Origin of the sequence: Nonomuraea sp. NPDC050547 (assembly GCF_044457345.1) — a bacterium.
In the GTDB taxonomy this organism is placed as follows: Bacteria; Actinomycetota; Actinomycetes; order Streptosporangiales; family Streptosporangiaceae; genus Nonomuraea.
The window spans coordinates 654,403-678,694 of record NZ_JBITGW010000003.1 but is presented as its reverse complement, the minus strand read 5'-3'; the positions used below and the strand labels follow the sequence as shown (position 1 = coordinate 678,694).

Below are 24,292 nucleotides of genomic sequence, written 5' to 3'. Positions count from 1 at the left end.
ACGTCTTCCGCGGCCTCATGCGCTGGGGATTCAGCATGATCGTCATCGCACCCCTGCTCACCTGGCTGATCTTCCTCGCGCCCAGCTGGTCCTGACGCATGGTGGCCCCGCGGAGGATGTACTCTTCCGTATGGTAGAAAACGCCACCTGCCTCCGGAGACTGTGGACATGTCGGCACCACGCTCGGCCAACGGCGTGCAATCGCTGGAACGGGCTTTCGCGATACTGGAGCTGATGGCGGAAGCGGGTGGAGAGCTGCAGCTCAGCCGCCTGTCCACGCTCTCGGGCCTGCCGCTGCCGACCATCCACCGGATCATCAGGACCCTCGTGGGGTCCGGCTACGTCCGCCAGCTCCCCTCACGCGGCTACGCGCTGGGGCCCCGGCTGATCCGGCTCGGTGAGAGCGCCTCCAGCATGTTCGCCACCTGGGCCCGGCCGGTCCTGACCGACCTCGTCGCCGCGGTCGGCGAGACGGCCAACATGGCGGTCATGGACGGCGACCGCGCCGTCTACGTCGCCCAGGTGCCCTCCACCCACTCCGTCCGCATGTTCACCGAGGTCGGCCGGCGCGTCTACCTCCACTGCACCGGAGTGGGCAAGGCCCTGCTCGCCCAGCTCCCGCCCGAGGACGCCCGCGCCCTCGTCGAACGCGCCGGCATGCCGGCCCAGACCCCCAACACCATCACCGACCCCGACCTGCTCATGGTCGAACTCGCCGAGATCAGGCAGCGCGGTTACTGCGTGGACGACGCGGAGCAGGAGCCTGGCGTCCGCTGCCTGGCCGTGCCGGTCACCGGGGCGCCGACGCTCTCGGCGATCTCGGTCTCGGGACCGGAGGGACGCATCGGGGCCGACGCCGTCGAGTCCATCGCCGCCCAGCTCCAGGCGGCCGTCCCCAAACTTCTCGCCGAGATCACCTGACTCCGCGCCGATGGCGCCCTATCCGCTCCATGAACACCACAACGTACTTGGAGGTGCGGCGATGGACACGCCCGCGTATCTGAAGGCCGTCGTCGAGCAGACGAGCACGTTCGCCGACTGGGTGCACGGCGGGGACGCGGCGGCCCCGGTGCCGACCTGCCCGGAGTGGACGCTGACCGAGCTGGTCGACCACGTCGGCGGAGTGCAGCGTATGGTCACCATGCTCGTGGGCGAGCGGATGACCGAGCCGAGCAAGGCGTTCGCCGGCTACGTTCCGGGTCCGGCCGACTCAGGCCAGTGGCGCGCCTGGCTGAGCGACGGCGCGGCCGAGGCGAGCCAGGCGTTCGCATCGGTCGCCGACGACACGCCGGTGTGGGATCCCTCGGGCGCCGCCGCGGGTGTGCCGTTCTGGTCCCGCCGGCTCCTGGGCGAGGTTTGCGTGCATCGCGCGGACGCGGCCGCGGCGCTCGGCCTGCCGTACGAGCTGGCGCCGGAGTTCGCCGTCGCGGCCCTCGAGGACTGGCTGGAGACGCTGACGTCCCGCGGCTACTGGGAGAACCGGCCCGGCTTCGCCGACGCGATGCGCGGGAGCGGTCAGACCCTTCACTTCCACGCGACCGACGCGCCCGGGGAGTGGGTGGCCCGCCGGGAACCGGACAGGGTCGTGCTGGAGCGCGCGCACACCAAGGCGGACGTCGCGGTACGCGGCCCAGCCGCCGACCTCCTGCTCGTGATCAGCAGGCGCCGCCCCCTGGACGCGGCTCCCGCGCTGGACGTGCACGGGGACCGGGCGCTGCTCGACCACTGGATCGAGCACATGGACTGGGTCGCCAACGGCTGACCCCCACCCGGACGCGACCCGTCCACCCTGCACCTGCCCCCGAGCAGGCATCCGGCCTTCCTCATGCGGGAGCCGGGCATGAGGCCCGCGTAGCCTGGTGCCCATGGCATCGGAGCTCCAGCGACTGGTCGACAGCCTCGGCGCCCGCCTGAGCCGGTCGGTGGCGCTCGACGACGTGAGCATCCACCTGCTCGCCTACACCGCGCACACCGGCGAGGTCGACTCCGCCCGCGTCGAGTCGATCATGCGCCGGCGCGTCTCCCCCGAGCTGGTGGCCTACGTCCATGCCAGCGGCGCGCTGGCGGCCCACGACGTGTTCACCGTGCCGGCGAGGCCCGAACTCGGGCTCGACGTGGCTCGCGTCGGCATGGCCGTCCGCCACGAGCAGGCACTTCTGGGCTTTCTCTGGCTGCTGCAGTCGGACGGTCCCGTCAAGGACAAAGATCTCGCCGCCGTACGGCAGGCCGCCGAGAGCGCCGCGCTCACGCTCCACCGGGAATACCTGATCGGCGAGGTCAGCCGTGGCCGCGAACGCGAGCTGGTACGCGACCTGATCTCGGCCGACCCGCGGCTGCGCGACGACGCGGCGCAACGGCTGATCGAGGAGGAACTGATCACGGCCGGCCCGGTGCGCGCGCTGGTGGCGACGATCACGCATGACCAGGGCCGGCCGCTCGGCGAACGGGACAGGCTCGCCCTGGCGGCCGGCCTCGACCACGCACGGCGCCGCCTGCCCCCGCGCACGACCATCCCTCTGCAACGCCCCGACCACGGCATCCTGATCCTCGTCCAGCCCGTCCCCGCCAGGGCCGAGATCGACGACCTCGCCGCCGCGCTCCACCAGCGCCTGGCCGCCGAGAGCGGCCGGACCCCGCAGGAATGCTGGATCGGCATCGGCGCGGATCAGCCGGGCCTGACCGGCGCGTACCGTTCCTACACCGAGGCCAGGCAGGCCGCCGACGTGGCCCGGATCATCCGCGTCCTCGGCCCCGTCGTCCCCCACTCCGGGCTCGGCGTCTACGGGCTGCTGGCCGAACTGCCCGCCGACCGCCTCGGCCACAGCCTTCACCCCGGCCTGCGCCGGTTGCTCGACCACGACGCCGGTCACGAGGCGCTGGTCACCACGCTGGAGACGTTCCTCGACCACGCCGGCGACATCAAGCGCACCGCGGCGAGCCTGTGCATCCACCGGGCCAGCCTCTACTACAGGCTGCGCAGGATCGAGGAGATCGCCTCCGTCGACCTGTCCAGCGGGGACGACCGGCTCACCCTTCACCTGGGGCTCAAGATCGCCAGGTTGACCTCTCTGAGATGAGCGCCGTGCGAGCGTGCCCGGGTCAGGAGGTCTCGCCCTCCTTCACGCAGAGCCCCGATTCCTTGTTCGCGTGTTCCCCTTCAGGGGGCGTTCAGCGCAGGCGCCTGAGCCGGCCGGCCGCCGCGAGCACGGGGGTCGCCGCCGCGGTGACGGCGGCGCCCACCGGAGTGTCGGTGGCCAGGATCCAGCGGACCGTCCGCATGGCCAGGCCGAGGATCTCCGCGCCGCGGACCCTCATGTCCGCCTCGAACCGGCTGATCGCCACGGAGAGGGTGCTGGTCCCGGCGGAGACCTCGCACACGTGCGTGAACAGGTCGGCGGCATCGCGGATCGCGGCGCCCGCCCCCATGCCGGCGGTCGGCGGCGTGGCGTGAACCGCGTCGCCCAAGGCGGTGACAGGCCCGGCGGGCCAGGGAGCGAGATCCTGGGCCCGTGTCGAGGCGGCGTTGAACCGGAACGCGGCGATGCTGTCCGCGTCGGCCTTGGCGATGACCTCCAGCGGACCCTCGCCCCACCCGTGGCGGCGGAACCTGGCCAGCAAGGCGTCACGCAGCTCGTCTCCGCGCAGACCGCGTACCGAGCCGGTCTCGGCGGACTCGGGAAACATCGCGCCCCAGATGTAGGTGGGGCCGTTCGTGACCGAGGCGCGCAGGTGAGGGGCATCGAGTACGGCATTGCCCACCGGGTCGAGGAAGCCGACGTACAGGGCCGCGCCGCGAGGCGCGATCACCATCCCCGACCGCGGCCCGAGCCGCTTCCGCTCCGGCGGGCTCAGGTCCCCGGCCGACGTCCTGCCGGAGAAGCCGATGATCCCGACGGGCCTGTTCGTGGGGCCTCCGGCGAGGTGCCTGGCGACCAGCGAATGGGCGCCGTCCGCGCCCACCAGCAGGTCGCACTGCCGCGTGGTCCCGTCCGCGAGGACGACCTGCGGCGTACCGTCGTCGGCGTGCCCGATGCCGGTGACGGTCTGCCCCAAATGAAGATCGTCGCCGACCGCGTCGGCCAGCAGGGTCCGCAGCGTGATGCGGTCGATGTCCACGCTCGGGCTGTCGGCCAGCCGCGGCCCGTGGCCCAGGACGCGTCCCTGCCAGTCCCAGAACGCGTCCGGGTCGCGGAGCCGGAGCGCCGATGACGAGGCCAGCAGTCGTTCGATGATCTCCGGCGGTACGAGCCGGCGCAGGGCCGCCTGGGCCCGGCCGTCGAGGGTGATGTGGTAGCCCCCTGTTGCCGTGACGTCGGTGTCACGCTCGAAGACCGCCACGTCGAACCCGTGCCGGCGTAGACCCGCGGCCAGCGCCAATCCGCCGATTCCGCCCCCGATGACGATGATGCGCATCCTTCTCCTTTGCTGCTTGTCCGAACAGGTGTCGACGGAGACAGTGCCATCGGTAGTGGACATCGAATGTCCACTACTGGTGCAGGATGGATCTCATGGCCGAAACCTCACGACGTGCGCTGCGGCTGCTGTCGCTGCTCACGACGGCTCGATGCTGGTCGCTGGGTGAGCTCGCCGCGCGGCTGGACGTCAGCGAGCGCACGGTACGCCGCGACATCGAGACCCTGCGCGAACTCGACTACCCGGTCACCACCGTCCACGGCCCGGCCGGCGGATACCGCCTGGGCGCCGGGCACGCCCTGCCGCCGTTGCTGCTCGTCGACGAGCAGGCGCTCGCGATCACGGTGGCCCTGCAGACCGCGCCCAGCAGCGTCTTCGGGCTCGGCGAGGACGCCGAGCGGGCGCTGGACGCGCTGAAACGCATCATGCCGGCCAGGCTCAGAACGGCCATGGAGTCACTGAACCTGACCAGCCTGCAGAACTATTGGGAGTTCCCGGCCGACCCCATTGGCTCCGAACGGCTCAAGGCCGCCGGAATCGCGGTACGCCACCGCCACGTCCTGATCGTCGACACGGTGAGGGCCGACGGCACCCGCCCGGCCCCGGGCGAGGACGGCTTCTCCCCCGCCCGCCGGATCGAGCCCCACCACCTGGTGCTCTGGGCCGGGCGGTGGTACCTCGTCGCCTACGACCTCGCCGACGCCAGCTGGCGGGTTCGCCGCCTCGACCGCCTGCACCTGCGCTCCCCCACCGGTGTTCCCTTCCCGCCCAGAGAGCTCCCCGGCGGCGACGTCGCGCGCTTCGTCATGACCAGCCACGACCGCGGCGACACCCCCGCCACGTGGCCGTGCACCGGGACCGCCCGCCTGAACCTGCCCGCCGAAACCGTCGCACGCTGGGCGCCGGGCGGATCGGTGGTCGAACACCTCGGCCCCGATCACTGCCGCCTCACGATCGGAGCGTGGTCGTGGGCGGGTGTCGCCGGCATCCTCGCCACCTTCGACACCGATCTGGATGAGGTGACACCCGCCGAGCTGCGACAGGCCTGCCGCCGGCTCGTACGCAGATGGCGTGCCGCAGCGGCCGGCGATTGACACCCGTGCGGCCCTTACCGCGAATCCGCGCGCAGCGATGCGGGAGTCCCGAGAACTACTCCCGCCAGACATGAGCGATCGTTCATGACCCACAAGTGGTCCCGCATTGGTGCTCAGAGCGGGACACCGGCACCATGAGGGTCATGGACCGAACTCTGCGGGTCGCGGTCATCGGCGACCGCGACCCGGCCTTCCCCCCGCACCAGGCCACCGACGGCGCCCTGGCGCACGCGGCCGCGTACCTCGGCGTCGGCGTGGACGTGCGCTGGCTCGACACGCGACCGCTCGAATCCGACCTCGCCGAGGTCAGGGCAGCCGACGTGCTGTGGTGCGCGCCCGGCAGCCCGTACCGGAGTCTGCGTGGCGCCCTCGAAGCGCTCCGGTACGGCCGGCAGCACGACGTGCCCACCCTCGGCACCTGCGGCGGCTGCCAGCACATGATCATCGAGTACGCCCGCCACGAACTCGGCTACGAGGATGCCCAGCACGCCGAGTACGACCCCTACGCCTCCACGCTCTTCGTCTCGTCGCTGGCCTGCTCGCTGGTGGGCAAGACCATGCCCGTCACCCTGAGCCCAGGCTCCCGGGTGGCCGGCTGCTACGGGCGGACCGAGGCCGAGGAGCGGTACTACTGCGACTTCGGCCTCGACCCCGCGCGCCAGCGGACTCTGCACGACGGCGGCTTCTCCGTCACCGGCGTGGACGCCGGCGGCGAGGCCCGCGTGCTGGAGATCCCCGGCCACCCCTACTACGTGGCGACGCTGTTCGTGCCGCAGGCCCGCTCGCGTCCTGACGCGCCGCACCCGCTGGTCGTCGGCCTGCTGCGGGCGGCACTGTGACCTTCACCCAGCTCAGGATTCTGCAGGCGGTCGCGCGTACCGGCAACATGACGCGCGCCGCCGAGGAACTGGCCATCACTCAGTCCGCGGTCAGCCACGCCCTGCGTACCCTGGAGAGCGAGCTCGGCGTCGCCCTGCTGGTGCGCGGCAACCACGGGGTGAGCCTTACGGCGACCGGTCGGGCCGTGTGCCGCCGCGCCACGCTCATCCTCACTCAGGTGGAGGCGCTGGAGCAGGAGGTCGCCGGGGTACGCGAGAGCGGCAGCCTGCGCGTCGGCACCATCCCCAGCGCCAACGTCCGCCTGCTGCCGCCGATCCTGCGCCGCTTCGAAGACGCCTGCCCGCGGGTGCGGCTCACCGTCATGGAGGGCTCGGACCACGAGGTGCTGGAATGGCTGGAAACGGGCGCGGCGGACGTCGTGACGGTCTCGGCCGGGATCCCGTTGCCCGCCGGAACGACGACGCGGACGCTGGCCACAGACCGCATGCTGGCCATCCTCCCCAGCGGCCACGACCTGGCCGTCCGCGACTCCGTGACGATGGCCGAGCTGGCCCGGCGCCCGTTCATCATGTCCACGGGCGGTTGCGAGCCCCTGATCACGAAGGTCGCCCAGGCGGCAGAGGTCAGCCTGCGCTGCCACTACCGGGTACGCGACACCAACAGCATCCTGGCCATGGTCGCCGAGGGGCTCGGCGTGAGCATCATTCCCGAGCTGTCCCTTCCCGCCCATAGTCCCGGCGTGCACGCTGTCCCGCTGGACCCGCCGGCTGGACGCACCGTCCTTCTGGCCCTGCCCGCCGACCCGCTCCCCACCGCGGGCGCCTTCGCCGAGCTGGCTGCCGTCCCCCTGGCACCTCGGCCCGTGTCGCCTGAGTCCTCAGCGCATCGGGCTTGAGCCGGGTTCTCCTCGGCCTGTCCCGGTTCGAGAGCAGAGCCCGTTCGCCCCCTTTTCAGGCATCGTCCGTATGACAGGAGGAGGATTCGTCGTGTGGTTGCGGGGTTCCACGGACGAGGTGGCGGCCGGGGAGCGGGTGGAGTGGTAGCGGGATCTCGTGTCCCGGTCCGTGGTCCCTTACGACCTGGCGGTCACCGACCCCGCGACGTTCCGCGTCCACTCGGCCATGCTCAGCCTGGGACAGGTCAGCCTTTCCCGGCACGTCGCCGCGGGCCACCAACTCTGGCGGACCATGCGGCTGATCCGCCGCGGTGATGCGGAGCACTACCTCCTGGGGCTGGTCACCCATGGCAGCTTCGTCCTCTCCCAGGGCCGTGCCGCCATCCGGCTGGAGGCCGGGGACGTGGTCCTGTGGGACACCCGTTCCGTCAGTTCCTCACCTGTCTGCACATCCACGCCGCCGAATGCGCCCCGCACGAGCTACCCGCGCTGGAGCAGACGGCGCTGGACCTCGCCTCCGGGCTGCTCGCCCAGCGCCTCAGCGCCTCCGACCTGCTACCGCCGGAAACCCGGCAGCAGGTACTGCTGCGCCGCATGGACACCTTCATCGGCCACCAGCTCACCGACCCCCGTCTGGCACCCCGATCCATCGCCGCCCACCACCACATCTCCCTGCGCACCCTCTACGCCCTGTTCGGCAGCCGGGAGGAGGGTGTCGCCGCGCTGATACGGCGCCGCCGCCTGGAACGCTGCCGCGCCGACCTGGCCCACTCCGGCCGGCCCATCCACGCGATCGCCCTGCGCTGTGGGTTCGCCAGCCCGTCCGCCTTCACCCACGCCTTCCGCCGCGCCTTCGGAATCACCCCCCGCGCCTACCGCCGCTCCCTGCCGGCGCCACCCGGTCGGACCGCGTAGAACTCCCGCCCGCCGTACCCCATCGAAACCGCGCGGCGGCCGCGGCGGGTGCCCGACCACGCCCGTGCCGTGCGAGATTTCTGTGCGATCCGTGCGCGGATCTTCCCGGCCGTGGCGGCGGTTGATATCCAGGCTGAGCCCCGCCGGTCCCGCTGCCGCTCCGGCCGTGAGACCCGCGGGTGTGGTGTGCCCGCGATGACCGTGACCGGCGGCCCGCCCGGTCCAGAAAGGTGAGCAGATTGTCCGACGACTCCGTTGCAGAGCAGACAGATCCGGAGGTGTCGTCGAGTCCCTGGGCAGACGCACCGTCCGCCGGGATCAGCTCATGCCCGCACACTCCGAAGTGCCCGTCCTCTGGGTGCCTCCCGCCGAGCCTGCGTGATGGCTACGCTCCGGAAGCCGCGGGGCGCGAGGCGGCCGAGCCCGCGCGGGACAAGGGCGGTGTGGGGTTCCGTAGCGACTCGATCGTGTCGTTCGCCGAGGTGATGAACTCCTCGGCCGACGTGGTCGGCGTCATCCAGAGTGCCACCCCCAGGTTCGAGGGGTGGCAGCTCGCGCCCGTGGCCGGTGTCCCGATGATCGGGCTGATGTTCGTCAACAGGCTGAACACCATCGCCGACTCTTGGGCGGACTGCGCGGGAATCCTGCGCGAGGTGCTGAAAGAGGACGGCCACAAGCTGATGAAGGTCGCCCGGAACTATCGCGCCACCAACGAGCGGACCGTGGCCACCATCGAGCAGAGCGATCCCTGGAAGACGACCCCATGACGCCTCCCCCTCCCTCCAGCCTGATCGTCCCCGGCGAGCCGTCTCCGCCCGGCCCACGCCAGGTGCACGTGTACGGCCCCGACGGCAAGATCCTGCGGACCGTCTCCGTCGGGCAGCGCAGTGACCCCGGATTCTTCAAGAATCTGGTCACCCAGGTCCGCAATCACAACCAGCCGATCCGGCTCGGGCTGGCGATGTCCGGCGCCGGCGCGGCGGGAGGGGCGCTGGTCGTGGCAACGGTCCTGAACCTCGGCAATCCCTACCTCTACCGCGACCGCCGGGAAACGTGGAAGGAACTGCACGGCACCCTCAAGGGCAGCGCCTGGGACGTGTGGATCACCTACTTCAGCGAGATCTCCGGCAACTGGACGGGCCACGCGGTCGAGACGTTCCAGCAGTACCTCAGGTTCAAGCTGATCGGCATGTTCGACCAGCTCGGCAGCCTCGCCAAGGACATGACCGAAGCCATGAACAGCCAATACAAGGAGGTGTACGAGTACGACGCGTCGGTCGGCGCGCTGTGGGCCACCTCCGCGCCGGTCTTCAAGGCGCTGATAGCCATGAGCGGCCATCCGGTCGGCAGGGTCGCCCTGATGACGCAGACCGGCCTCTTCCTCACCGCGGCCGGCACCCTGCTCAAGCAGTTCGCCGACGTCTACAACACACACGAGAGCACCCTCATGGATCTCGAACTCAAGCTCCACGAAGTACGCGGCATCTTCTACAACGCGGGCCGGCCCGGCATGGGAGCCCGGGACCTCAGCGTGCACCCGGACATCGAGGACCCTCGGCACTGGCGGCCCGCCTCCGAGGCGGAGCCGAAATGACCCACGGCAACGCCTTCCAGGAAGGCAGAGACGGCGACCTCGCCGGGCTCATCCGCGACTTCGAAGGATGGGTCGACGCGTTCGCCGGCGCGCTCCGCGAACTCGCCGAAGAGCGACTGACCGGCGTCGACGACACCGGCCTGGTGGCGGCCACGGTCTCCGGCACGGGACGCCTGCTCCGCGTGACCATCGACCCCAGGGCGATGCGCGACCTCGGCCACGCCGACCTGGGCCCGGCCGTTCTCCAGGCCATCCTCGCCGCCCGCGCGGCGATGGGAGAGGGACTGGAGAAGGCGATGACCGCCCTGTCCGGTGGCCGGTCATCGGCCGGACAGGACGTGCTGCAACCGTACTTCGACGCCGTGCTGCGCCAGGAGTGAACATGGACGAGATGTGGGAACCACGGACGTCCGCCGAGCAGCTCGCGGCCGCCTCCGCGAAGATCGACCCCATCGTCGAGAGCTGGAGCGCGCGGACCTTCACCGCCACCTCCGCGGACGGAGGCGTCGTGGCGACGGTGGACGCGGTGGGATCGCTGCTGTCGCTCGACATCAGCGCGCTGAGCAGGCGCAGGCACGACGGCGTCACCCTGGCGGACGCGGTGGTCGCGGCCGTACACGCGGCCGAAGAGATGGCAGCCCAGGCCAAGGCCGCGATGTCGGCCGAACTCGACGCGGCGGCCGGACACCACCTCGGCAGCCTGCGCGGCGATGCCCAACGCGACTTCGAGGCCCGCGCGCACGGCCGGACACCCTGAGCGTCCCACCGGTTCACCGGGCCGGGCAGAACTCGGCTTCGACGGTGGTGGTGAGGCCGGCGCCCACCCTCCGGTACGCCCTGATCTGGCGCACCGCCGCCGGCAACGCCGGCATCCATGCCCTCGGCCGGGTCGTCCTCTACCGGCGGGGCCCTTTAGTGGTCCTCGGCCCGGATCGACGCGCGGAAGTCCGCGAAGTCGCCGTCCTGGCCGCCGGCCGCGGGCATGGCGTCCAGCAACGCCTGAGTGCGCGCCTTGATGAGGTCGATCCCCGCGCGGTCGGTGTGCACGTAGGGCCGGTCCTCGCGGATGGCCTCCACCACGAGGTCGCCGACATGGCCGGGGGTCACGCCGTACCTGGCGAGGGTGGCCTCGACCTTCGGGGCGAGCCGTTCCACCCGGTCCCGGGCCGTGGACAGGCCCCCGGCCGGGCCGGCGAACGCCTTGCGCGTGCTCTCCGCGATTCCGGTGGCGACGGCGCCGGGGCACAGCACCGTCACCCCGACGGGGCTCTTGGCGGCCCGCAGCTGGTTGCCGAGTGACTCCGACAGTCCCACGACCGCGTACTTGGAGGTGGAGTACATGTAGCCGACGGCGGCGACCAGTCCGGTGCCACGTTCTTCAACTACTTCCCCGACAAGGAGGCCGTGCTCTTCGACGACACCACCGCCCACCACGATCTCCTCCGGGAGGTCCTCACCGACCCGTCCCACGCGGCCACGCCCCGGCAGGCCCTGCTTCAGGCCGTGGACCGCATGCTCGCCGCGCCGGTCTGGAGCCTGGAACCGGACAGCGAACTCGTCCCGGTGCGAGCCCGCCTGATCTCCACCGAACCGGCTCTGCGGGCCCGGGCGCTGCTCCGCGTCGCCGACGTACACGCGATCTGGGCCCGCACCCTCCATGAGGCGTTTTCCGGGCAACTCGACCAGGTGGAGGCCGCCGCGCTGGCCGGTGCCGCGATCGGCGCGGTCCTCGGTGCCGCCGCCATTCACCTGAACAGTGGCGCCGGGCACGGTTCCCTTCCCGAGACCGCCCGCAAGGCGGCTCGCTCCGTCCTGGCTCCCGGCGCCGTGCGCTAGGGTCACCGAGATCATGAAGCTTCCCACCCATCTCCCCAAGGACCTGTTCGATGCCTTCCGCGCCGTCGGCCTGGTCTGGCCCGGCCTCCGGCTGGACCTCCTTGACGGGGTGGTCGCCGAGCTGGGCGCGGACCCCGCGGCCGAGTCGCTGAGCGACCAGGTCCGGGTGATGCGGAAGGCGCAGCGCGTGTTCTTCGAGCACCTGCGCGACCTCGCCGACGAGCACGGCGGCGACGGCACACGCGCCTCCTGCTGGACGGCCGCACCGGCCTGGTCTATGACGTCGACGAGGGGCTGGAGGAGGCTCGGCCGGCCCACTGGGGCATCGAGTCGTACGCGTACTTCGCCTATGTGATCGACCGGGAGCGCAGGTTGTGGTGTTACGAGGGCGCGCCGTCCGACGCCGCGTACTGGTGCGCCGAGGACCTCGCGCTGGAACTGCACACCTACGAGCCACAGGCCATGGCGGGCGACGACCGGCTCTGGCCGGCGACCCTGCTCGACTACACCCTGCTGACGTAGTCACCGATGCGGGGCCGGTGTCTTCCCGGCCGTGTTCGGCGTCCACCGGGCGAGGACGCGGCGGGCAGCCTCAAGCTGCCGGTCCTTGACGGCCGCTCCACGCGCCGAACGCGCGGGTGACCCGCTCGTCGCTGGGAGGCCTCGAAGGTGGCGAAGATGGTCTTGTTGAAGACGGCCGCGTCGGCTTTCGCGGCTCCGGCACCGAGGTGATCGCGGGCCTGGCCGAGGCACTTCTTGGCGGCCTCACGCACGTACGGCGGCGATGCGGCGGGGCGCTCTCGCTGTCGGCGGGGCCGGGCAGCGCCCCGCCAGACCAGGCCCGGCTCTTCATGCAGTCACGGACGAGAAGATCCTCGGCGACGTCCAGCGTCATGAGCTCGGCAGGGCTGAAGTTGTAGGCGTCGAAGGGCAACGTGAGCCGCCGCGCCTGCGCGCCGGGTTCGGGGATAGTGATCTTCGCCGGTGGGTCCGAGCACGCCGAGGCCGTACCGGCGAGGAGCAGGACGAGGGCCGCGCCCCATCGCCGGAACGACATGGCTCATCTCCTACGTTCGGGTGGGCATTCGTGGTCCCGCGGGAGTCACAGCAGGAGCGAGGTGGTCTTGTTGTCGAAACCGTTGTTCGTCAGGTCCTTGTCCTGACTGCCGTGAGGATGATCTGCAGGTAATAGCGACCGGTGAAGTTGTCGTGCTCATACAGACACAGCCGGTTGTTGGTGCATGCGGACTGGGCGGACACGCGGGAAGTGTCGACGACTTCGACGAGCGCTTCCTCCACGGCCTGAGCGGTCGGCTTGTCGGCAGCTTGGGCGGCAGGACCGAATCCCGCGAACCCCGCGAGGCCGAGCGAGAGAGCGCCGGCAACAATTGCGGCTTTGCGTTTCACGCGCATTCCCTTCCTTGCTTGCGGACGCTTCACAAAGCAATTCGCGCCCGGGAATCACCGGAAGATCGTTGCACGGAATCCTCGAATTCCCCGCACACCGGTCAAGCCCCTTGGCCGCCGCGAAGCTGGCCTGTGGCCCGAGAATCTGGGCCATGAACTCCGATGAAGGGAACCGATCGCCATGTCTGATCATCAAACAGCCATGGGCAAATCGACATGGTTTCCGCTGCCGTTCGCCTTCGCCGTGGTGGTCATCAACGTCCTCGCCGTCCGCGAGGTGATGGATCGCCTTCCCGGCGCTCCCATCGACGCGAACGAGCACGTGGTGCCGCGGGCGATCGCCGCGTACCTCCCGTTCGCCCAGGGGCGTGTCGCTCTGCTCGCGGGCGTCTTCGTCGTGGCCGCGCTCCTGTTCGCCCTGGTCGAGCTGGGTTTGGGCGGCCGCCCTGCCGGGCTCGCGCTCGGGGCGGGCTTCCTGTGCGCCACCTACCTGGTCGCGATGATGGCCGTGTTCGCCCTGAATCCGGTGACCGGCTACGACGAGGAGTTCCCCGACCCGTCGGGCGGATACTCCACGATGCCCTTCGACATGGGCGCGCTCTCGCCGCCCTGGTACCGGCCGCTGCTCGGCGGCGTCCTCCTCGCCGCGGCGATCGCCCAGATTGTCGCGGTACGCGGCCTCCTGCGCCGGCAGGCGCACGTTCCATCCGCTTCCCGGAGCACGTGGCTCCTGCTGCTGCCGTCGGCGTTCGTCCTGGCCTTCGCGGCGGCCAACTTCGCCTCCGACCGGATCGCCCGTGCCACCGCTCCGCCCGGATCCTTCTGGGAGGCCGACTACGCGCTGCGCCTCATGGTGCAGGTGACGGCGGTCGCCGCCGTACCCGCCGCCGGGCTCGCCGCCCACGGGATCCTCGTGTACAGGAACGGCGTTCGCCCGCGCTCCATGCTGGTCGTCGGCGTCCTCACCGCCGCCTTTGTGTTCACGCTGCCGCTCGTGGCGCTGGGCAACCTGCAGATGTACTCGAACGAGCAGTCGGGCTTCACCGAGCACCTGCCCGGCTGGAGGGAGGCGGTCACCGGCGGCATCCTCGGCGCCGCCGCCCTGGTTCAGCTCGCCGCCCTCCCCCTGCTGGCCCGGCGTGAGCGATCAAGCCGCTAGTCAGGCGAGCGGCAGGCGCCCGACGCCGGTCATGATCGACGTGTCCAGGAACTCCACGCCCTGGTCCGTGTCGACGCGCAGGTCATCGTAGCGATCGAACAGGAGGTTCAGCACGATCCTCCCCTCAAGCCGGGCCAGTGGCGCCCCCGGGCAGAAGTGGCTGCCACGTCCGAAGGCCACGTGCGGGTTGGTGGCACGGCCCCCGAGGCCAGGACGTCGGCGGGAAACTGGCAGGAGATGGCCTTGCGTGCGTCGCTGACGTCCTTGTAGGAGGACGGGTTGTTGTTCAGGAACAGCATGTCCGCCCAGCGCTTGAACAGTTCGCGGTCGCTCGCGGGCACGCCGAGGAGTTCGGCGATGACGACGACCGGCAGCGGACAGGCCAGATCGGCCACGAGTTCCAGCCGGCCGCGTTCGCGGCGATTCTGGGTTCGAGGTCGGCGATGACCTTGCGGGTGAACGCACTGCCGGCGAGCTTGCGCAGCTTGCCGTGCCCGGGTGGGTCCATGTGGGTGATGAAGCCGTCCAGGTGGACCGTCCCCTCGGAGGTGAGCTCCTCGGGGATGAGCCGAATGGTGTCGGAGGAGAACGCCACCGGGTCACCGAAGATGTCCAACGCCTCCTGGTAACCGTGGATGTTCCACGACTCGGTCGCGGGGTCGTACTCGACCGGCGGTTGGGTGATCGGGCCGTGGAGCCAGAAGAGGTGGTGCGGGATGTCGTACTTCTTGGCGACTTCGGCCATGGTCAACCTCACTGTCCGAAGTCTCGGCGGCGCAGGGTGAGCAACCCGCCGTACAGCAGAATCGCCGTGATGATGAGCAGGGCGGCTTGGGGACCCACGTTGAACGGCTGCCCGCCGAAGGGGTTGGGGATGTAGTGGAACGGCTCCAGCGGGCTGCCGCCCCATAGCCCGTACAGGGGCCCGACGACCTGGCCGGACGCGGCGGTCAGGATCCAGGCGATCCAGCAGATCGCGGTGCCCGCCCGGGGAAGCAGGCCGTAGGCGAGCACGCAGACCGCCCCGACGCACCACGCCGCCGGCACCATGCTCAGCGAGCCCGTCAGGAACCTGGGCAGGTCGGTGGACAGATCGCCCACGAGCACGGAGAAGAGCGTGCCGAAGACGAGGCCGGCCACCGCCATCAGCGCCGCGGTGCCGAATCCGGCCACGACCAGGTGCCCGCCCGCCCATCGCAGCCGGGTCAGCGGCGTGGCCTGGACGGCTTCCGCCCGCCCCGACGTCTCCTCCTCACGCAGCCGCAGGGTCATGAGCACCGGGTACAGCGCGACGACGTAGGCCAGGATGAGGATCAGGTACCAGGAGTAGCCGCCGATGGCCGCGGCCGGCATGCCGAGCATCGTGATGATGCCGTCGGTGACGACGCTCGGCCGCGCGAGCAGGTCCCGGACGAAGGGGCTCAGCCCCGCGCCGGCGGCGGCGAAGAAGGCGACCCCGGCCGCCCACGCCACGAGCAGCGAACGGTGCAGCCGCCAGGCGATGCTGATCGGCCCGCGCAGGCGTGTGGTACCGGCGGGCCCGAGGCGTTCGGGCAGGATGCCGGCGCCCAGGTCGCGCCGGTCGCGCAGCCGGTAGGCGACCGCCAGGAGCGCGATGCCGGCCAGGATCGACAAGCCGAGCATCCACCACCTTTCGTCCTGGTACGGCCGCACCAGGTGGCTCCACCCGATCGGTGACAGGCTGATCATGTAGTGCTGTCCTGTGGCGTCGCCCGCGTAGCGCATCACGTACGACACGGCCAGGACGGACAGGCCGATCATGGTGGCGGTCCGGGCGTTGCGCGCGAGCTGCGCGGCGACGGCGGCGATGCCGCCGAACACCCAGCCGGCCGCCGCGACGGCGGCCGCGTAGGCGAGCGAGCCGACCGGCTCGAACCCGATCCCGATGAGCACGACGGCGACGGCGAGCCCGCAGGCCGCGCTGACACCCGCCGCCACCAGGATGGCGGCGGTCAGCGGGGCGCGGCGGCCGACCGCGGCCGAGCCGACCAGTTCTGCGCGCCCGCCGTCCTCTTCCCCGCGGGTGTGCCGGATGACGGACATGACGGCGGCGAACGCGCTGAACACATACAGGAATCCGCCGCTGCGCCAGGTGGCGAGCACTTCCAGCCGGGGTTCGACGGTGCCGCCGCCGAGCGCGTACAGGAAGGCGTTGCGGCTGATGGTCTCGGTGTATTCGACCTTGAGCGCGTGGGTGCCCATGCGGGTGGTGATGTAGTTGACCATGATCAGGGCCAGGGCCACGATGAGCAGCACCCACCAGGGGGCGATGGCCCGTTCGCGGCGCAGCGCCAGGCGGGTGAGCCGGCCGGTGCCGGTCAGCGCGCTCACCTGTGGGCTCCGGTCCTGTCGTAGTGCCGCAGGAACAGTTCCTCCAGTGTGGGCGGCCGGCTGACCAGGCCGCGCACGCCCGCCCGGGTGAGGTGGCGCAGCGCGGTGTCCAGCGCGGGCGCGTCGACCTCGAAGGCGACGTGGGCGCCGTCGACGCGCAGGTTGTGCACGCCGGGCAGGACGGCGAGCCCGTCCGGCGGCCCGGCCAGCTCGGCCTGGATGCTGGTGCGGGTCAGGTGCCGCAGGCCGGCCAGCGTGCCGGTGTCGACCGTGCGACCGTCGCGGATGATGGTCACGCGGTCGCACAGGGTCTCGACCTCGCTCAGGATGTGGCTCGACAGCAGCACGGTGCGGTCGCCACGGGCCTTCTCCTCCCGTACGGCTTCGCGGAAGACCTCCTCCATGAGCGGGTCCAGACCGGAGGTGGGTTCGTCGAGGATGAGCAGCTGGGCGTCACCGGCCAGCGCGGCGACGAGGGCGACCTTCTGCCGGTTGCCTTTGGAGTAGGCGCGGCACTTCTTGCGCGGGTCGAGGTCGAAGCGTTCGATCAGCTCACCGCGGCGCTTGGGGTCGAGGCCGCCGCGCAGCTCGCCGAGCAGGTCGATGACCTCGCCGCCGGACAGGTGGGGCCAGAGCGTGACGTCACCGGGCACGTACGCCAGCCGGCGGTGCAGCGTCGTCGCCTCGGTCCAGGGGTCGCCGCCCAGGAGCCCGATGTGACCGGCGTCCGCCCGGACCAGCCCCAGCAGGATCCGGATCGTGGTGCTCTTGCCCGCGCCGTTCGGCCCGAGGAAGCCGTGCACCTCGCCGGCGCGGACGACGAGGTCGAGGCCGTCCAGCGCCCGGGTGGAGCCGAACGTCTTGACCAGCCCGGCCACCATGACGGCGTCAGTCATCGTCTTCCTCCTCATCGTCGTGGGATCGGAGTGCGGCCACGCGCTCACGCGGGGGCGGGTTGCCGCGATGCCTGTCGAGGGCGTCGACGGCGGCGGCGGCCTGCTCCGGGGTGAGCATGGGGTGCGAGCGGATGTCGAGCAGGGCGCGGGCGAGCAGGTCGTCGCCTTCGGGGCTGAAGATGTCGATGCCGATGTTGCGCGACAACTGCCGGTGCAGAATCGGTACGGCCAGCGCCATCGCCACCCCGAGCGCCGCGCGGACCCGGCGGTCGGCGAGCGGCGGGTCGAGGCGGTCACGTTCGGATTCGGCCAGCCATTGCTCGCCCATCTCGACCATGCCATCGAAGACGGGGGCCGCCCGGCCCTCGGTCAGGGCGCGTGCCAGGTACGGCTGGTAGGGCCCCAGGACCGCGCGGCCGAGCGCGACGTAGTTGACGTCGGCGGCGCTCATGTCAGCGGCCCTGACCTGGTCGTTGAGCCTGCGGAGCATCTTGGCGAGGTAGGCGTCGCACTCCTCGCGCAGTGCCTGTTTGGAGCCGAAGTGGTGGCGGACCAGCCCTGCTGACACGCCTGCGGTGCCGGCGATCTCCTTGAGGGTGGTGCGCTCGAACCCGTGCTCGCCGAAGTGCCGCAGGGCCGCGTCCCTGATTCTGGCGCGGGCGGTCAGGTCTTCCGAGCCGGGTGCGGGTGTGGCCATGTCCACTGATCCCCTATTCCGCCATACAGATTACTATATGGCGAGAAAGCATACTACACACGTGTATAGTGGCAGCAGGGGGGCCAATGGGACGTTCAGGGTGGCCGAGCGCGCGTTCGCCGCGGCCGTGGAGGTACCCGCGTGATTGCCGGCGCGTACACTGTCAACCTAGAGTGCACAGCGTGAACTCCTTTGACACCCCGAAACCCATCCAAGCCGCGGTCGACCTCGCGGCGGGAGAAGTTCGGCTCGTGGCCGAGCGCCGCGCCGACACACGGGTCAGGGTGAACCCGCTCGACCCGGCCAGCGACGACGACGCCACCGCGGCCGGTCTGACCGAGGTGGAGTACTCCGGCGGCCACCTGAAGGTGCGCACGCCGCGCCAGGGCGCGGTCACGGTGGAGATCCAGCTCCCCGAAGGCTCCGGCCTGGAGATCGACCTGTCGGCCGGCCAGGTGCGGAGCCACGGCCGGCTCGGGGAGACCAGGATCCACAGCGCCCACGGTGGAATCCAGCTCGACCAGACCGCCGGGCTCGACGTGGAGTCCGGATCGGGTGACGTGTGCGTCGCCGCCGTCGAGGGACCGGCCGTCATCACGATGCGGAACGGCGACCTGTGTCTCGGCGAGGCCGCCGGCGGTCTGCGGGTCACGACCACCCGTGGCCGGATCGAGGTCGAGCGGGCCCACGCCGACGTCGAGGTCACGACCGGGGAGGGCGACGTCGGGATCGGCGAGGTGGCCAGAGGCTCGGTGACCCTCGTGGCCTCGGGCCAGGTCGAGGTGGGCGTCAGAAGGGGAAGCGCCGCCCGGCTCAGCCTCGACTCCACCTACGGCGCCGTGCGCAACCTGCTGGAGGCGTGGCCGCCGCCCGAGGAGAGCGTGGAGATCCACGCCTCGGCCACGTTCGGCGACGTGGTGGTGAAACGGTCCGTACCGAAGTAGGGCCGCGCGCCCGCGGCTCTACGCGCGGGAGCCGACCTCATCAGGCCCGCACGAAGGCTCGGCGGGGACGTCAGGCTCGTGCCAGCGGCCGTCCGCCTGGGCGCGTTCGACCTCGGCGAGCCCGGCGGGCCGCATCCGGCCCTCCTTCCGCAGCCGTGCCACCCGCGCGATGTTCGGCCGCGACCAGGAGCTGCGCGGGCGGCGCGGGGTGTAGCGCTGGGTGTAGGTCGCCTCGTCGCGCCTGCGGGTGAGCCCGTCGATCCAGCCATGGCACAGCGCTTCCTGAACCGCCTGCTCGTAGGTGAGGCTGGTCGGCTCGGTGGTGCCCTTCTTGGCCAGCACCACCCACACCTCCGTGTCGGAGGTGTGGTGGGCGCTCAGCCACTCACGCCAGGCGGCGGCGTCGGTGAAGATCTTCACGACCCGCTCTTCATGGAGTTCAGCACCTCCAGGTAATGCGGGTTGTACATCAGGCCCAGGATGTTGCCCCACGGGTCGATCACCGTGGCGGTGATGAAACCGGTGCCGCGGTCGCGGGGCGCGTCGTGCTCCTTGGCTCCCATGGCCACGAGCCGCTCCAGTGCCGCGGGCACGTCGTCGACGTGCCAGAAGACCACCGCGCCCGCCGGCCGGCCCACCGCCTCCGGAGACGGGGTCCTGGCCAGCTCGCTGTCGGCGTAGGAGCTGTCGATGACGCCGAACTCGTGCTGGTAGTCGCCGATGCGCCACTCCAGGTAGGCCGGGGTGTCCATGTAGGGCGCGATCCCGAACAGCTCGGTGTACCAGCTCTTGGTGGCGTCCAGGTCGGGCGAGTAGAACGACGTGGTGGTGAGTCCTCGCAACATGCGATCTTCCTTCTCTCTCGAGGTCGTGTATCCATCATCCCGCTTAAAGTGCTCACCGATTGAGCACTTTGTTTGCCAAGATGAGGACATGCGCGCCGACCGTCTCGTGGCAGCCCTGCTGCTGCTCCAGGCCCGCGGCCGGGTGACCGCCGCGGAACTGGCCAAGGAACTGGAGACCTCCGTGGCCACCGCCCGCCGCGACCTGGAGTCGTTGTCGGCCGCGGGCATCCCGGTCTACCCCCAGCCGGGCCGCGGCGGCGGATGGTCACTCGTCGGCGGCGCCCGTACCGACCTCACCGGCCTGAACGCGGACGAGACCCGCGCCCTGTTCCTCCTGCTCGGCCGGGCCGGCACGGCCACCCCCGAACTGACCTCCGCCCTGCGCAAGCTCGTCCGCGCCCTGCCGGCGACCTTCCGCGCCGACGCCCAGGCCGCCGCACAGGCCGTCGTGTCCGACCGCGCCGGCTGGGGCGAGGCGGACCGTGAACTTTCCGTCCCGCACGAGTCCCTGCAGACCGCGGTGGTGCGCAGAGTCAAGGTACGGCTGGCCTACAACGGGCAGGACCGGCTCGTGGACCCCCTGGGCCTGGTCGACAAGGACGGCATCTGGTACCTCATCGCGGACACGCCCGCGGGCCGACGTACCTTCCGCGCCGACCGCATCACCGAAGCGGTCATCACCGACCTGCCCGCCGAGCGGCCGGAAGAGTTCGACCTGGCCACGGAGTGGTCGCGCACCGTCGAGCAGATGGAACAACGACGCTCGCTCGTCACCGCGCAGGTGCTGATCGACGCCAGGTTCCTGCCCGTGCTGCGCTCACACTTCGGACGGCACTGCGAAGTCGTCGCCACCGAGCCCGGTGGACGCGTCCGAGCACGCGTGGCCGCCCACATGCCCCGCGCGATCGCCGAACAACTGGCCGGCTGGGGCGCCATGGTCGAGGTGATCGAGCCCCGCTCCGTCCGCGACGAACTCGCCCGCATCGGCCGAGAACTCACCGACCGCTACGCCGAGTCCTGACAAGGGCGGCCGTGAAGACCGCACCTGATCTTCTCCAGCCATTCAGGCAGGATGCGCGCGCGGGGCGACGGCCGGCTGAAAGAGATCGGGCCGGTGCCGGCGGATCCGGTCACCCATCGGGCCGTATTCCCACAGGGGATCGACAGCGCCGAGGGGGATGCTGATTTTCTGTAGCCCCGATGCCGGATCGAAGGGCAGCCGGGCCCGATGGGCCGATAGCCAGGTGGGGGCGTGGCGGGGAATCTCGTAGTCGCCCCAGCCGACCAGGCCGACGCATTGCCTGGCTCCGGTTCGGACGCCTATCCTGCCGGCCTTGGTCAGGGTTCGCGGACTGGGAATCCGGCTTTCCACGACATCGATGCGCTCGATGTGCCGCCAGGCCAGGTGCACACGCGATCCGTACCGATCCTCCATCTCCACGCCCTCAGGAGACAGGCGCGCGACCGTGGCCGCGGCCAGTTGCCGCCACCAGGCCAACCGCACGGCCGGTAAGACCACCGTCGCCCCTGCCGCAAGGAGTATCGGCCCGATGCGGTGATGATCAGGGACCAGGGCTATGAATATCAGCCACACAGGAATCAAGAGCACAAAAGGAAGACACAGCCGAACAACGGTCGCGACGGAAAATGCCCGCGCCATGCGAAACTCCTCCATGACCCCAACCTGGGACCTCGACGCCATCGATGTCAACGCGGGATGTGCCGCTTGTGTCGTGACCGCGAAGGCCCTGACCTGCCGGGGCGGAACCACGTCCTCGCCGACGTAGCGGACGAGCGCTATTTCTTGATTCCGTAGCGCAGGATTACCACGCCGTTCTCGAACGGGGTGGCGTCGATGAGCTCCAGGTTCTGCCGATCCTCGAAGATGCGCGTTCCCTTGCCTCGGGTGACCGGGCAGACGAGCAGGGTGAGCTCGTCGACGAGGCCGGCGTCCAGCATGGACCGCATGAGTGTCAGGCTCCCCCACATCCAAATGTCCTTGCCGCTTCGCCGCTTGAGTTCCCGGATGGTGGCGGCCGGGTCGCGCGTCACGGTCGCGGCGGGAAAGTCGCCCCAGGGGGCGTCATCCAGCTTCGACGAGGCGACGTACTTGGTGAGGTTGTTGAGCTTCTCGCCGTACTCGCCCTGCTCGGTGGCGTACGCCCAGCCCGTGGACTGGGCGTAGGTGGTCGCACCGAGAATCAGCGTGTCGACCGCGTCGATGAGCCCCATCACGCTCGCCTTGTACGCGGGCTGTGTGGTCTCGGAGAAGGGCTCCACCGACACGAAGCTGAGCCCGCCGTCCTCCTCCGCGGCGATGTTGTCGACGGTGACCCACTGCTGAACGATGAGCTTTCGCATCACTGACCGTGCCTTTCGTGTATCTGCCGGCTGTACCCGGAGCCTTGGTGACGAACCCGACGCCGAGGGACGCTGTCCCTCCGCTGGGCCTCCTCGCCGGTCGCTGATGCCCCGGGGACGAAGCAGACGCCAGGTTCTCGACACCCGAGAGCAGGTGGATTCACAGAATCTTCTTCTGGTGACTGAAGCGAATCTCGCGGCAAGCCGGTGCGAACCCGTGATCCCGCATATGCGCCTCCCTCCTGCAAGATCTGTGGTGCGTCCATCCTTTGAGAGCGTCAGATCGGGCGTCCCGGCTTAGTGTCACGAACAGGGCATCCCGCAGACCCCGGAGAACAGATGACAGATGACGGCGAACGTCATCGCGCTGTGGCTCACGGCAGGTTCAACCTCCCGCCCCCCTGCATGACCGGACCCATCAGAGTCCGGACGCCGAGAAGTGTCGCCTGCCCTCGGGCGGCGCCGGGCCGGGTGAACGAGTCCGGAAACTCCGCCGGCCGATCGCGCTGACCGCCGACGGGAACGGCCTTCTGCGGCTCTGGGACCTGCGCGGCCGTACCCTTTTGCGCAGGTCCTTCAGGTTCGCGCCCGCCGGCGAGGACGGGGCGGACGTCCGCGGCCTCGCCGTGACCGAGCTGGGCGGCGCCCGGTCGCCGTCGTCGCGCATCGCGACCTGACGATCGTCGATCTGCCGACGCTGACCGAGGTCCGCACCCTGCCCGGCCTGGGGGACCTCCAGCTCCAGCCCGCCGGCGAACCCGTCTCGCCGGAGGCCGGGGTGCGCGCGATCACGGCCGACGCGAGCACCGTGGTCACCGGCGGCGGCACGTTCGCCCCGGTCGTCAGGGTCTGGGACCTGCGTACCCGCAGGGAACGCGGCCCGCCGCTGAGCGGCTTCTCCCGCCAGGTGAGCCATGTCGCGCTTTCCGGCGATCTGATCATCGCGGCCGGCGACGGAGGGAAGCGGACCACGCCGCGGTTCTGGGATCGGGCCGGGGCGAGCGCCCATCCGCCCGGCCGCCTGCTCGACCTTGAGGTGACTCGCCTGTACGGCGGGCCGGTCGCGCCGGCGCTGGGCCGTTCGGCGGTCTGGGTCATCGACCTGGCCACCGGTACCAGGGAGGCCGACCTGACGCTGGGCACGGTCCGCGGCGACCCGGGAAGGCTGGGCGCGCTGGTCACCGGCATGGTGGGATGCGTGCCCGTCGCCGTGATCGAGCGCGACGGGATGGCGGTCGTCGTCAACCTGGCCACGGGCAGGCCTCTGGGGACGCCGTTCGACCTCAGGGGCGAGTCGTGGCCGATCGTCCTGGGGCTGGGCGGAGGGCTCCTGGCCGCCGCCGATCACGGCGGACGGGCCGTGCACGCGGTGTTCGGCGTCACGACGGGTCAGTCGCTCACCGGACCGTGGATGTGACGCCGCCGGTGGTGGCGGAGCCGAAGGGCGGGTTCCAGGCCAGGGCGCCGCCGACGGCCTTCATGAGCAGAGGGGTGGGCAAAGCGGCGGTGATGGTGTCGCGCAGCAGCGCCGCGGTGGGGCCGGCGGTCTGGAGGATGTGCCCGAGCCCGCCGGACATACGGGCCATGCGCTCCGTCCGGGGTCGCCGGAGCCTGTCGTGGGCGTGCAGCCCGTCGTCGATGCCCCTCTTGCCGATGGCGGCGGCGAGCGTCACCGCGTCCTCCACGGCCAGGCACGCGCCCTGGCCGATGTCCGGCGTGACCGCGTGGGCCGCGTCGCCGAGCAGGACCACCCGGCCGCGGACGAAGCTGGGCAGGCGTTCGCGCAGGTAGTAGACATCGTGCCGGAGCAGCGTCCCGGGAGAGCCGGCGGCGAGCATGGCGGGGATGGGTGCGTGCCAGTTCCGGAAGCGGGTGGCGAGCCGCGCCAGGTCGTGGGCGGGCTGAGCGTGTTCGGCGATGGTTTCGCAGGCGAACCAGTAGATCTGCCCGTCGTTGATGGCGGCGTGGCCGAACCGGGCGCCGCCACCGCCCCAGGTCTCCGACAGCACGCTCGGCACGTTCAGCGATCGGGCGGGCACGAAGC

The 24,292-nt window shown here is 70.9% G+C and carries 32 protein-coding genes and 1 pseudogene; 19 read left to right on the top strand and 14 right to left on the bottom strand.

All coding sequences use genetic code 11. The annotated features are described in order from the left end of the window. The first annotated feature begins 168 nt into the window (after positions 1-168). The 3 genes from ACIBHY_RS10805 to ACIBHY_RS10795 all read left to right on the top strand — a co-directional run bounded on the left by ACIBHY_RS10805 (position 169) and on the right by ACIBHY_RS10795 (position 3,077). Positions 169-921 (top strand): IclR family transcriptional regulator, encoded by a 753-nt coding sequence (locus ACIBHY_RS10805; RefSeq protein ID WP_397249156.1) that lies wholly within the window; start codon positions 169-171, stop codon positions 919-921. Positions 922-982: 61 nt separating this feature from the next. Next, positions 983-1,762, top strand: a complete 780-nt coding sequence (locus ACIBHY_RS10800; RefSeq protein WP_397306572.1) for a maleylpyruvate isomerase family mycothiol-dependent enzyme — start codon at positions 983-985, stop codon at positions 1,760-1,762. 103 nt (positions 1,763-1,865) lie between these two features. Next, positions 1,866-3,077, top strand: a complete 1,212-nt coding sequence (locus ACIBHY_RS10795; protein ID WP_397249160.1) for a PucR family transcriptional regulator — start codon at positions 1,866-1,868, stop codon at positions 3,075-3,077. A 91-nt stretch (positions 3,078-3,168) separates the two neighbouring features. On the opposite strand, the gene ACIBHY_RS10790 is transcribed toward ACIBHY_RS10795, so the two are convergent. Beyond that, on the bottom strand, positions 3,169-4,413 hold the full coding sequence (locus tag ACIBHY_RS10790; RefSeq protein WP_397306571.1) for an FAD-dependent oxidoreductase: 1,245 nt from the start codon (positions 4,411-4,413) through the stop codon (positions 3,169-3,171). A gap of 95 nt (positions 4,414-4,508) precedes the next feature. On the opposite strand from ACIBHY_RS10790, the gene ACIBHY_RS10785 reads away from it, so the two are divergent. From ACIBHY_RS10785 to ACIBHY_RS10745, 9 genes and pseudogenes are all read left to right on the top strand, one after another. Next, positions 4,509-5,507, top strand: coding sequence for a helix-turn-helix transcriptional regulator (locus tag ACIBHY_RS10785; RefSeq protein ID WP_397306570.1), 999 nt, complete (start codon positions 4,509-4,511; stop codon positions 5,505-5,507). 143 nt (positions 5,508-5,650) lie between these two features. After that, on the top strand, positions 5,651-6,346 hold the full coding sequence (locus ACIBHY_RS10780) for a hypothetical protein (RefSeq protein WP_397306569.1): 696 nt from the start codon (positions 5,651-5,653) through the stop codon (positions 6,344-6,346). Beyond that, a complete protein-coding gene (locus tag ACIBHY_RS10775; protein WP_397306568.1) occupies positions 6,343-7,242 on the top strand; it encodes a LysR family transcriptional regulator in 900 nt (299 codons plus the stop codon). Before ACIBHY_RS10780 ends, ACIBHY_RS10775 begins: the two co-directional genes overlap by 4 nt. Positions 7,243-7,399: 157 nt before the next feature. Then, a pseudogene (locus ACIBHY_RS10770) lies at positions 7,400-7,603 on the top strand (hypothetical protein); the annotation flags it as partial. 50 nt (positions 7,604-7,653) lie between these two features. Beyond that, positions 7,654-8,157, top strand: a complete 504-nt coding sequence (locus ACIBHY_RS10765) for a helix-turn-helix transcriptional regulator (protein WP_397249170.1) — start codon at positions 7,654-7,656, stop codon at positions 8,155-8,157. A gap of 443 nt (positions 8,158-8,600) precedes the next feature. After that, the gene (locus ACIBHY_RS10760) at positions 8,601-8,924 is read left to right on the top strand and encodes a hypothetical protein (RefSeq protein ID WP_397306567.1); all 324 of its coding nucleotides are present in this window, start codon (positions 8,601-8,603) and stop codon (positions 8,922-8,924) included. Next, positions 8,921-9,751 carry a hypothetical protein gene (locus tag ACIBHY_RS10755; protein WP_397306566.1) on the top strand — a complete coding sequence of 277 codons (831 nt, stop codon included), beginning with the start codon at positions 8,921-8,923 and terminating at the stop codon, positions 9,749-9,751. Before ACIBHY_RS10760 ends, ACIBHY_RS10755 begins: the two co-directional genes overlap by 4 nt. Then, the gene (locus ACIBHY_RS10750) at positions 9,748-10,131 is read left to right on the top strand and encodes a YbaB/EbfC family nucleoid-associated protein (protein ID WP_397249176.1); all 384 of its coding nucleotides are present in this window, start codon (positions 9,748-9,750) and stop codon (positions 10,129-10,131) included. The genes ACIBHY_RS10755 and ACIBHY_RS10750 overlap by 4 nt, the downstream gene beginning before the upstream one ends. A 2-nt stretch (positions 10,132-10,133) precedes the next feature. Next, positions 10,134-10,508, top strand: a complete 375-nt coding sequence (locus ACIBHY_RS10745; protein ID WP_397306565.1) for a YbaB/EbfC family nucleoid-associated protein — start codon at positions 10,134-10,136, stop codon at positions 10,506-10,508. 155 nt (positions 10,509-10,663) lie between these two features. Here the strand turns inward: ACIBHY_RS10745 and ACIBHY_RS10740 are convergent, their stop codons facing one another. Further along, positions 10,664-11,182 carry an SDR family NAD(P)-dependent oxidoreductase gene (locus ACIBHY_RS10740; RefSeq protein ID WP_397306564.1) on the bottom strand — a complete coding sequence of 173 codons (519 nt, stop codon included), beginning with the start codon at positions 11,180-11,182 and terminating at the stop codon, positions 10,664-10,666. Here ACIBHY_RS10740 and ACIBHY_RS10735 point away from each other — a divergent pair. Genes ACIBHY_RS10735 through ACIBHY_RS10725 form a run of 3 tightly spaced genes read left to right on the top strand, consistent with a single transcriptional unit; the run spans position 11,156 to position 12,109 of the window. Further along, positions 11,156-11,587, top strand: coding sequence for a hypothetical protein (locus ACIBHY_RS10735; protein WP_397306563.1), 432 nt, complete (start codon positions 11,156-11,158; stop codon positions 11,585-11,587). The genes ACIBHY_RS10740 and ACIBHY_RS10735 overlap by 27 nt on opposite strands. 13 nt (positions 11,588-11,600) lie before the next feature. Further along, entirely contained in the window at positions 11,601-11,942 is a 342-nt protein-coding gene (locus tag ACIBHY_RS10730; protein ID WP_397306562.1) for a hypothetical protein, read from the top strand. Beyond that, positions 11,837-12,109: an SUKH-4 family immunity protein gene (locus ACIBHY_RS10725; RefSeq protein ID WP_397306581.1), complete on the top strand. Its 273-nt coding sequence runs from the start codon at positions 11,837-11,839 to the stop codon at positions 12,107-12,109. Before ACIBHY_RS10730 ends, ACIBHY_RS10725 begins: the two co-directional genes overlap by 106 nt. Positions 12,110-12,179: 70 nt before the next feature. On the opposite strand, the gene ACIBHY_RS10720 is transcribed toward ACIBHY_RS10725, so the two are convergent. After that, positions 12,180-12,644, bottom strand: coding sequence for a hypothetical protein (locus ACIBHY_RS10720; protein WP_397306561.1), 465 nt, complete (start codon positions 12,642-12,644; stop codon positions 12,180-12,182). A gap of 89 nt (positions 12,645-12,733) precedes the next feature. Next, positions 12,734-12,994 carry a peptidase inhibitor family I36 protein gene (locus ACIBHY_RS10715; protein WP_397306560.1) on the bottom strand — a complete coding sequence of 87 codons (261 nt, stop codon included), beginning with the start codon at positions 12,992-12,994 and terminating at the stop codon, positions 12,734-12,736. Positions 12,995-13,196: 202 nt separating this feature from the next. Here ACIBHY_RS10715 and ACIBHY_RS10710 point away from each other — a divergent pair, with 202 nt between their 5' ends. Further along, positions 13,197-14,153 (top strand): hypothetical protein, encoded by a 957-nt coding sequence (locus tag ACIBHY_RS10710; protein WP_397306559.1) that lies wholly within the window; start codon positions 13,197-13,199, stop codon positions 14,151-14,153. On the opposite strand, the gene ACIBHY_RS10705 is transcribed toward ACIBHY_RS10710, so the two are convergent. From ACIBHY_RS10705 to ACIBHY_RS10685, 5 genes are all read right to left on the bottom strand, one after another. Further along, entirely contained in the window at positions 14,154-14,333 is a 180-nt protein-coding gene (locus ACIBHY_RS10705) for a cytochrome P450 (protein ID WP_397306558.1), read from the bottom strand. Between the two features lie 106 nt (positions 14,334-14,439). Next, positions 14,440-14,898, bottom strand: coding sequence for a hypothetical protein (locus ACIBHY_RS10700; protein ID WP_397306557.1), 459 nt, complete (start codon positions 14,896-14,898; stop codon positions 14,440-14,442). Between the two features lie 8 nt (positions 14,899-14,906). Then, positions 14,907-16,505, bottom strand: a complete 1,599-nt coding sequence (locus ACIBHY_RS10695; RefSeq protein WP_397306556.1) for an ABC transporter permease — start codon at positions 16,503-16,505, stop codon at positions 14,907-14,909. After that, a complete protein-coding gene (locus ACIBHY_RS10690) occupies positions 16,502-17,401 on the bottom strand; it encodes an ATP-binding cassette domain-containing protein (RefSeq protein ID WP_397249196.1) in 900 nt (299 codons plus the stop codon). Before ACIBHY_RS10690 ends, ACIBHY_RS10695 begins: the two co-directional genes overlap by 4 nt. Beyond that, complete coding sequence (locus ACIBHY_RS10685; protein ID WP_397249198.1) at positions 17,394-18,098, bottom strand: TetR/AcrR family transcriptional regulator; 705 nt, start codon at positions 18,096-18,098, stop codon at positions 17,394-17,396. Before ACIBHY_RS10685 ends, ACIBHY_RS10690 begins: the two co-directional genes overlap by 8 nt. A gap of 182 nt (positions 18,099-18,280) precedes the next feature. Between ACIBHY_RS10685 and ACIBHY_RS10680 the strand changes: the two genes are divergently transcribed. Continuing rightward, positions 18,281-19,042, top strand: coding sequence for a DUF4097 family beta strand repeat-containing protein (locus tag ACIBHY_RS10680; RefSeq protein ID WP_397306555.1), 762 nt, complete (start codon positions 18,281-18,283; stop codon positions 19,040-19,042). An 18-nt stretch (positions 19,043-19,060) separates the two neighbouring features. On the opposite strand, the gene ACIBHY_RS10675 is transcribed toward ACIBHY_RS10680, so the two are convergent. Continuing rightward, a complete protein-coding gene (locus ACIBHY_RS10675) occupies positions 19,061-19,462 on the bottom strand; it encodes a YdeI family protein (RefSeq protein WP_397306554.1) in 402 nt (133 codons plus the stop codon). After that, a complete protein-coding gene (locus tag ACIBHY_RS10670) occupies positions 19,459-19,887 on the bottom strand; it encodes a VOC family protein (RefSeq protein WP_397306553.1) in 429 nt (142 codons plus the stop codon). Before ACIBHY_RS10670 ends, ACIBHY_RS10675 begins: the two co-directional genes overlap by 4 nt. A gap of 88 nt (positions 19,888-19,975) precedes the next feature. Here ACIBHY_RS10670 and ACIBHY_RS10665 point away from each other — a divergent pair, with 88 nt between their 5' ends. Beyond that, entirely contained in the window at positions 19,976-20,908 is a 933-nt protein-coding gene (locus ACIBHY_RS10665; RefSeq protein WP_397306552.1) for a helix-turn-helix transcriptional regulator, read from the top strand. A gap of 42 nt (positions 20,909-20,950) precedes the next feature. Here ACIBHY_RS10665 and ACIBHY_RS10660 read toward each other — a convergent pair whose 3' ends face one another. After that, positions 20,951-21,562, bottom strand: a complete 612-nt coding sequence (locus tag ACIBHY_RS10660; RefSeq protein ID WP_397306551.1) for a hypothetical protein — start codon at positions 21,560-21,562, stop codon at positions 20,951-20,953. A gap of 122 nt (positions 21,563-21,684) precedes the next feature. Further along, positions 21,685-22,248: a dihydrofolate reductase family protein gene (locus ACIBHY_RS10655; protein WP_397306550.1), complete on the bottom strand. Its 564-nt coding sequence runs from the start codon at positions 22,246-22,248 to the stop codon at positions 21,685-21,687. Between the two features lie 778 nt (positions 22,249-23,026). On the opposite strand from ACIBHY_RS10655, the gene ACIBHY_RS10650 reads away from it, so the two are divergent. Further along, complete coding sequence (locus tag ACIBHY_RS10650; protein ID WP_397306549.1) at positions 23,027-23,665, top strand: hypothetical protein; 639 nt, start codon at positions 23,027-23,029, stop codon at positions 23,663-23,665. On the opposite strand, the gene ACIBHY_RS10645 is transcribed toward ACIBHY_RS10650, so the two are convergent. Further along, complete coding sequence (locus ACIBHY_RS10645) at positions 23,646-24,287, bottom strand: FAD-dependent monooxygenase (protein WP_397306548.1); 642 nt, start codon at positions 24,285-24,287, stop codon at positions 23,646-23,648. The two genes, ACIBHY_RS10650 and ACIBHY_RS10645, sit on opposite strands and share 20 nt — an antisense overlap. Positions 24,288-24,292: the final 5 nt, after the last annotated feature.

What these genes read in the sequence shown, in the direction of transcription:
- ACIBHY_RS10685 (WP_397249198.1), bottom strand. Translation starts at nt 18,098, where the DNA reads ATGGCCACACCCGCACCCGGCTCGGAAGACCTGACCGCCCGCGCCAGA.
- ACIBHY_RS10750 (WP_397249176.1), top strand. Translation starts at nt 9,748, where the DNA reads ATGACCCACGGCAACGCCTTCCAGGAAGGCAGAGACGGCGACCTCGCC.
- ACIBHY_RS10660 (WP_397306551.1), bottom strand. Translation starts at nt 21,562, where the DNA reads ATGGAGGAGTTTCGCATGGCGCGGGCATTTTCCGTCGCGACCGTTGTT.
- ACIBHY_RS10710 (WP_397306559.1), top strand. Translation starts at nt 13,197, where the DNA reads ATGGGCAAATCGACATGGTTTCCGCTGCCGTTCGCCTTCGCCGTGGTG.
- ACIBHY_RS10785 (WP_397306570.1), top strand. Translation starts at nt 4,509, where the DNA reads ATGGCCGAAACCTCACGACGTGCGCTGCGGCTGCTGTCGCTGCTCACG.
- ACIBHY_RS10755 (WP_397306566.1), top strand. Translation starts at nt 8,921, where the DNA reads ATGACGCCTCCCCCTCCCTCCAGCCTGATCGTCCCCGGCGAGCCGTCT.
- ACIBHY_RS10805 (WP_397249156.1), top strand. Translation starts at nt 169, where the DNA reads ATGTCGGCACCACGCTCGGCCAACGGCGTGCAATCGCTGGAACGGGCT.
- ACIBHY_RS10745 (WP_397306565.1), top strand. Translation starts at nt 10,134, where the DNA reads ATGGACGAGATGTGGGAACCACGGACGTCCGCCGAGCAGCTCGCGGCC.
- ACIBHY_RS10780 (WP_397306569.1), top strand. Translation starts at nt 5,651, where the DNA reads ATGGACCGAACTCTGCGGGTCGCGGTCATCGGCGACCGCGACCCGGCC.
- ACIBHY_RS10690 (WP_397249196.1), bottom strand. Translation starts at nt 17,401, where the DNA reads ATGACTGACGCCGTCATGGTGGCCGGGCTGGTCAAGACGTTCGGCTCC.
- ACIBHY_RS10790 (WP_397306571.1), bottom strand. Translation starts at nt 4,413, where the DNA reads ATGCGCATCATCGTCATCGGGGGCGGAATCGGCGGATTGGCGCTGGCC.
- ACIBHY_RS10700 (WP_397306557.1), bottom strand. Translation starts at nt 14,898, where the DNA reads ATGGCCGAAGTCGCCAAGAAGTACGACATCCCGCACCACCTCTTCTGG.
- ACIBHY_RS10800 (WP_397306572.1), top strand. Translation starts at nt 983, where the DNA reads ATGGACACGCCCGCGTATCTGAAGGCCGTCGTCGAGCAGACGAGCACG.
- ACIBHY_RS10720 (WP_397306561.1), bottom strand. Translation starts at nt 12,644, where the DNA reads ATGTCGTTCCGGCGATGGGGCGCGGCCCTCGTCCTGCTCCTCGCCGGT.
- ACIBHY_RS10730 (WP_397306562.1), top strand. Translation starts at nt 11,601, where the DNA reads ATGAAGCTTCCCACCCATCTCCCCAAGGACCTGTTCGATGCCTTCCGC.
- ACIBHY_RS10670 (WP_397306553.1), bottom strand. Translation starts at nt 19,887, where the DNA reads ATGTTGCGAGGACTCACCACCACGTCGTTCTACTCGCCCGACCTGGAC.
- ACIBHY_RS10655 (WP_397306550.1), bottom strand. Translation starts at nt 22,248, where the DNA reads ATGCGAAAGCTCATCGTTCAGCAGTGGGTCACCGTCGACAACATCGCC.
- ACIBHY_RS10795 (WP_397249160.1), top strand. Translation starts at nt 1,866, where the DNA reads ATGGCATCGGAGCTCCAGCGACTGGTCGACAGCCTCGGCGCCCGCCTG.
- ACIBHY_RS10665 (WP_397306552.1), top strand. Translation starts at nt 19,976, where the DNA reads ATGCGCGCCGACCGTCTCGTGGCAGCCCTGCTGCTGCTCCAGGCCCGC.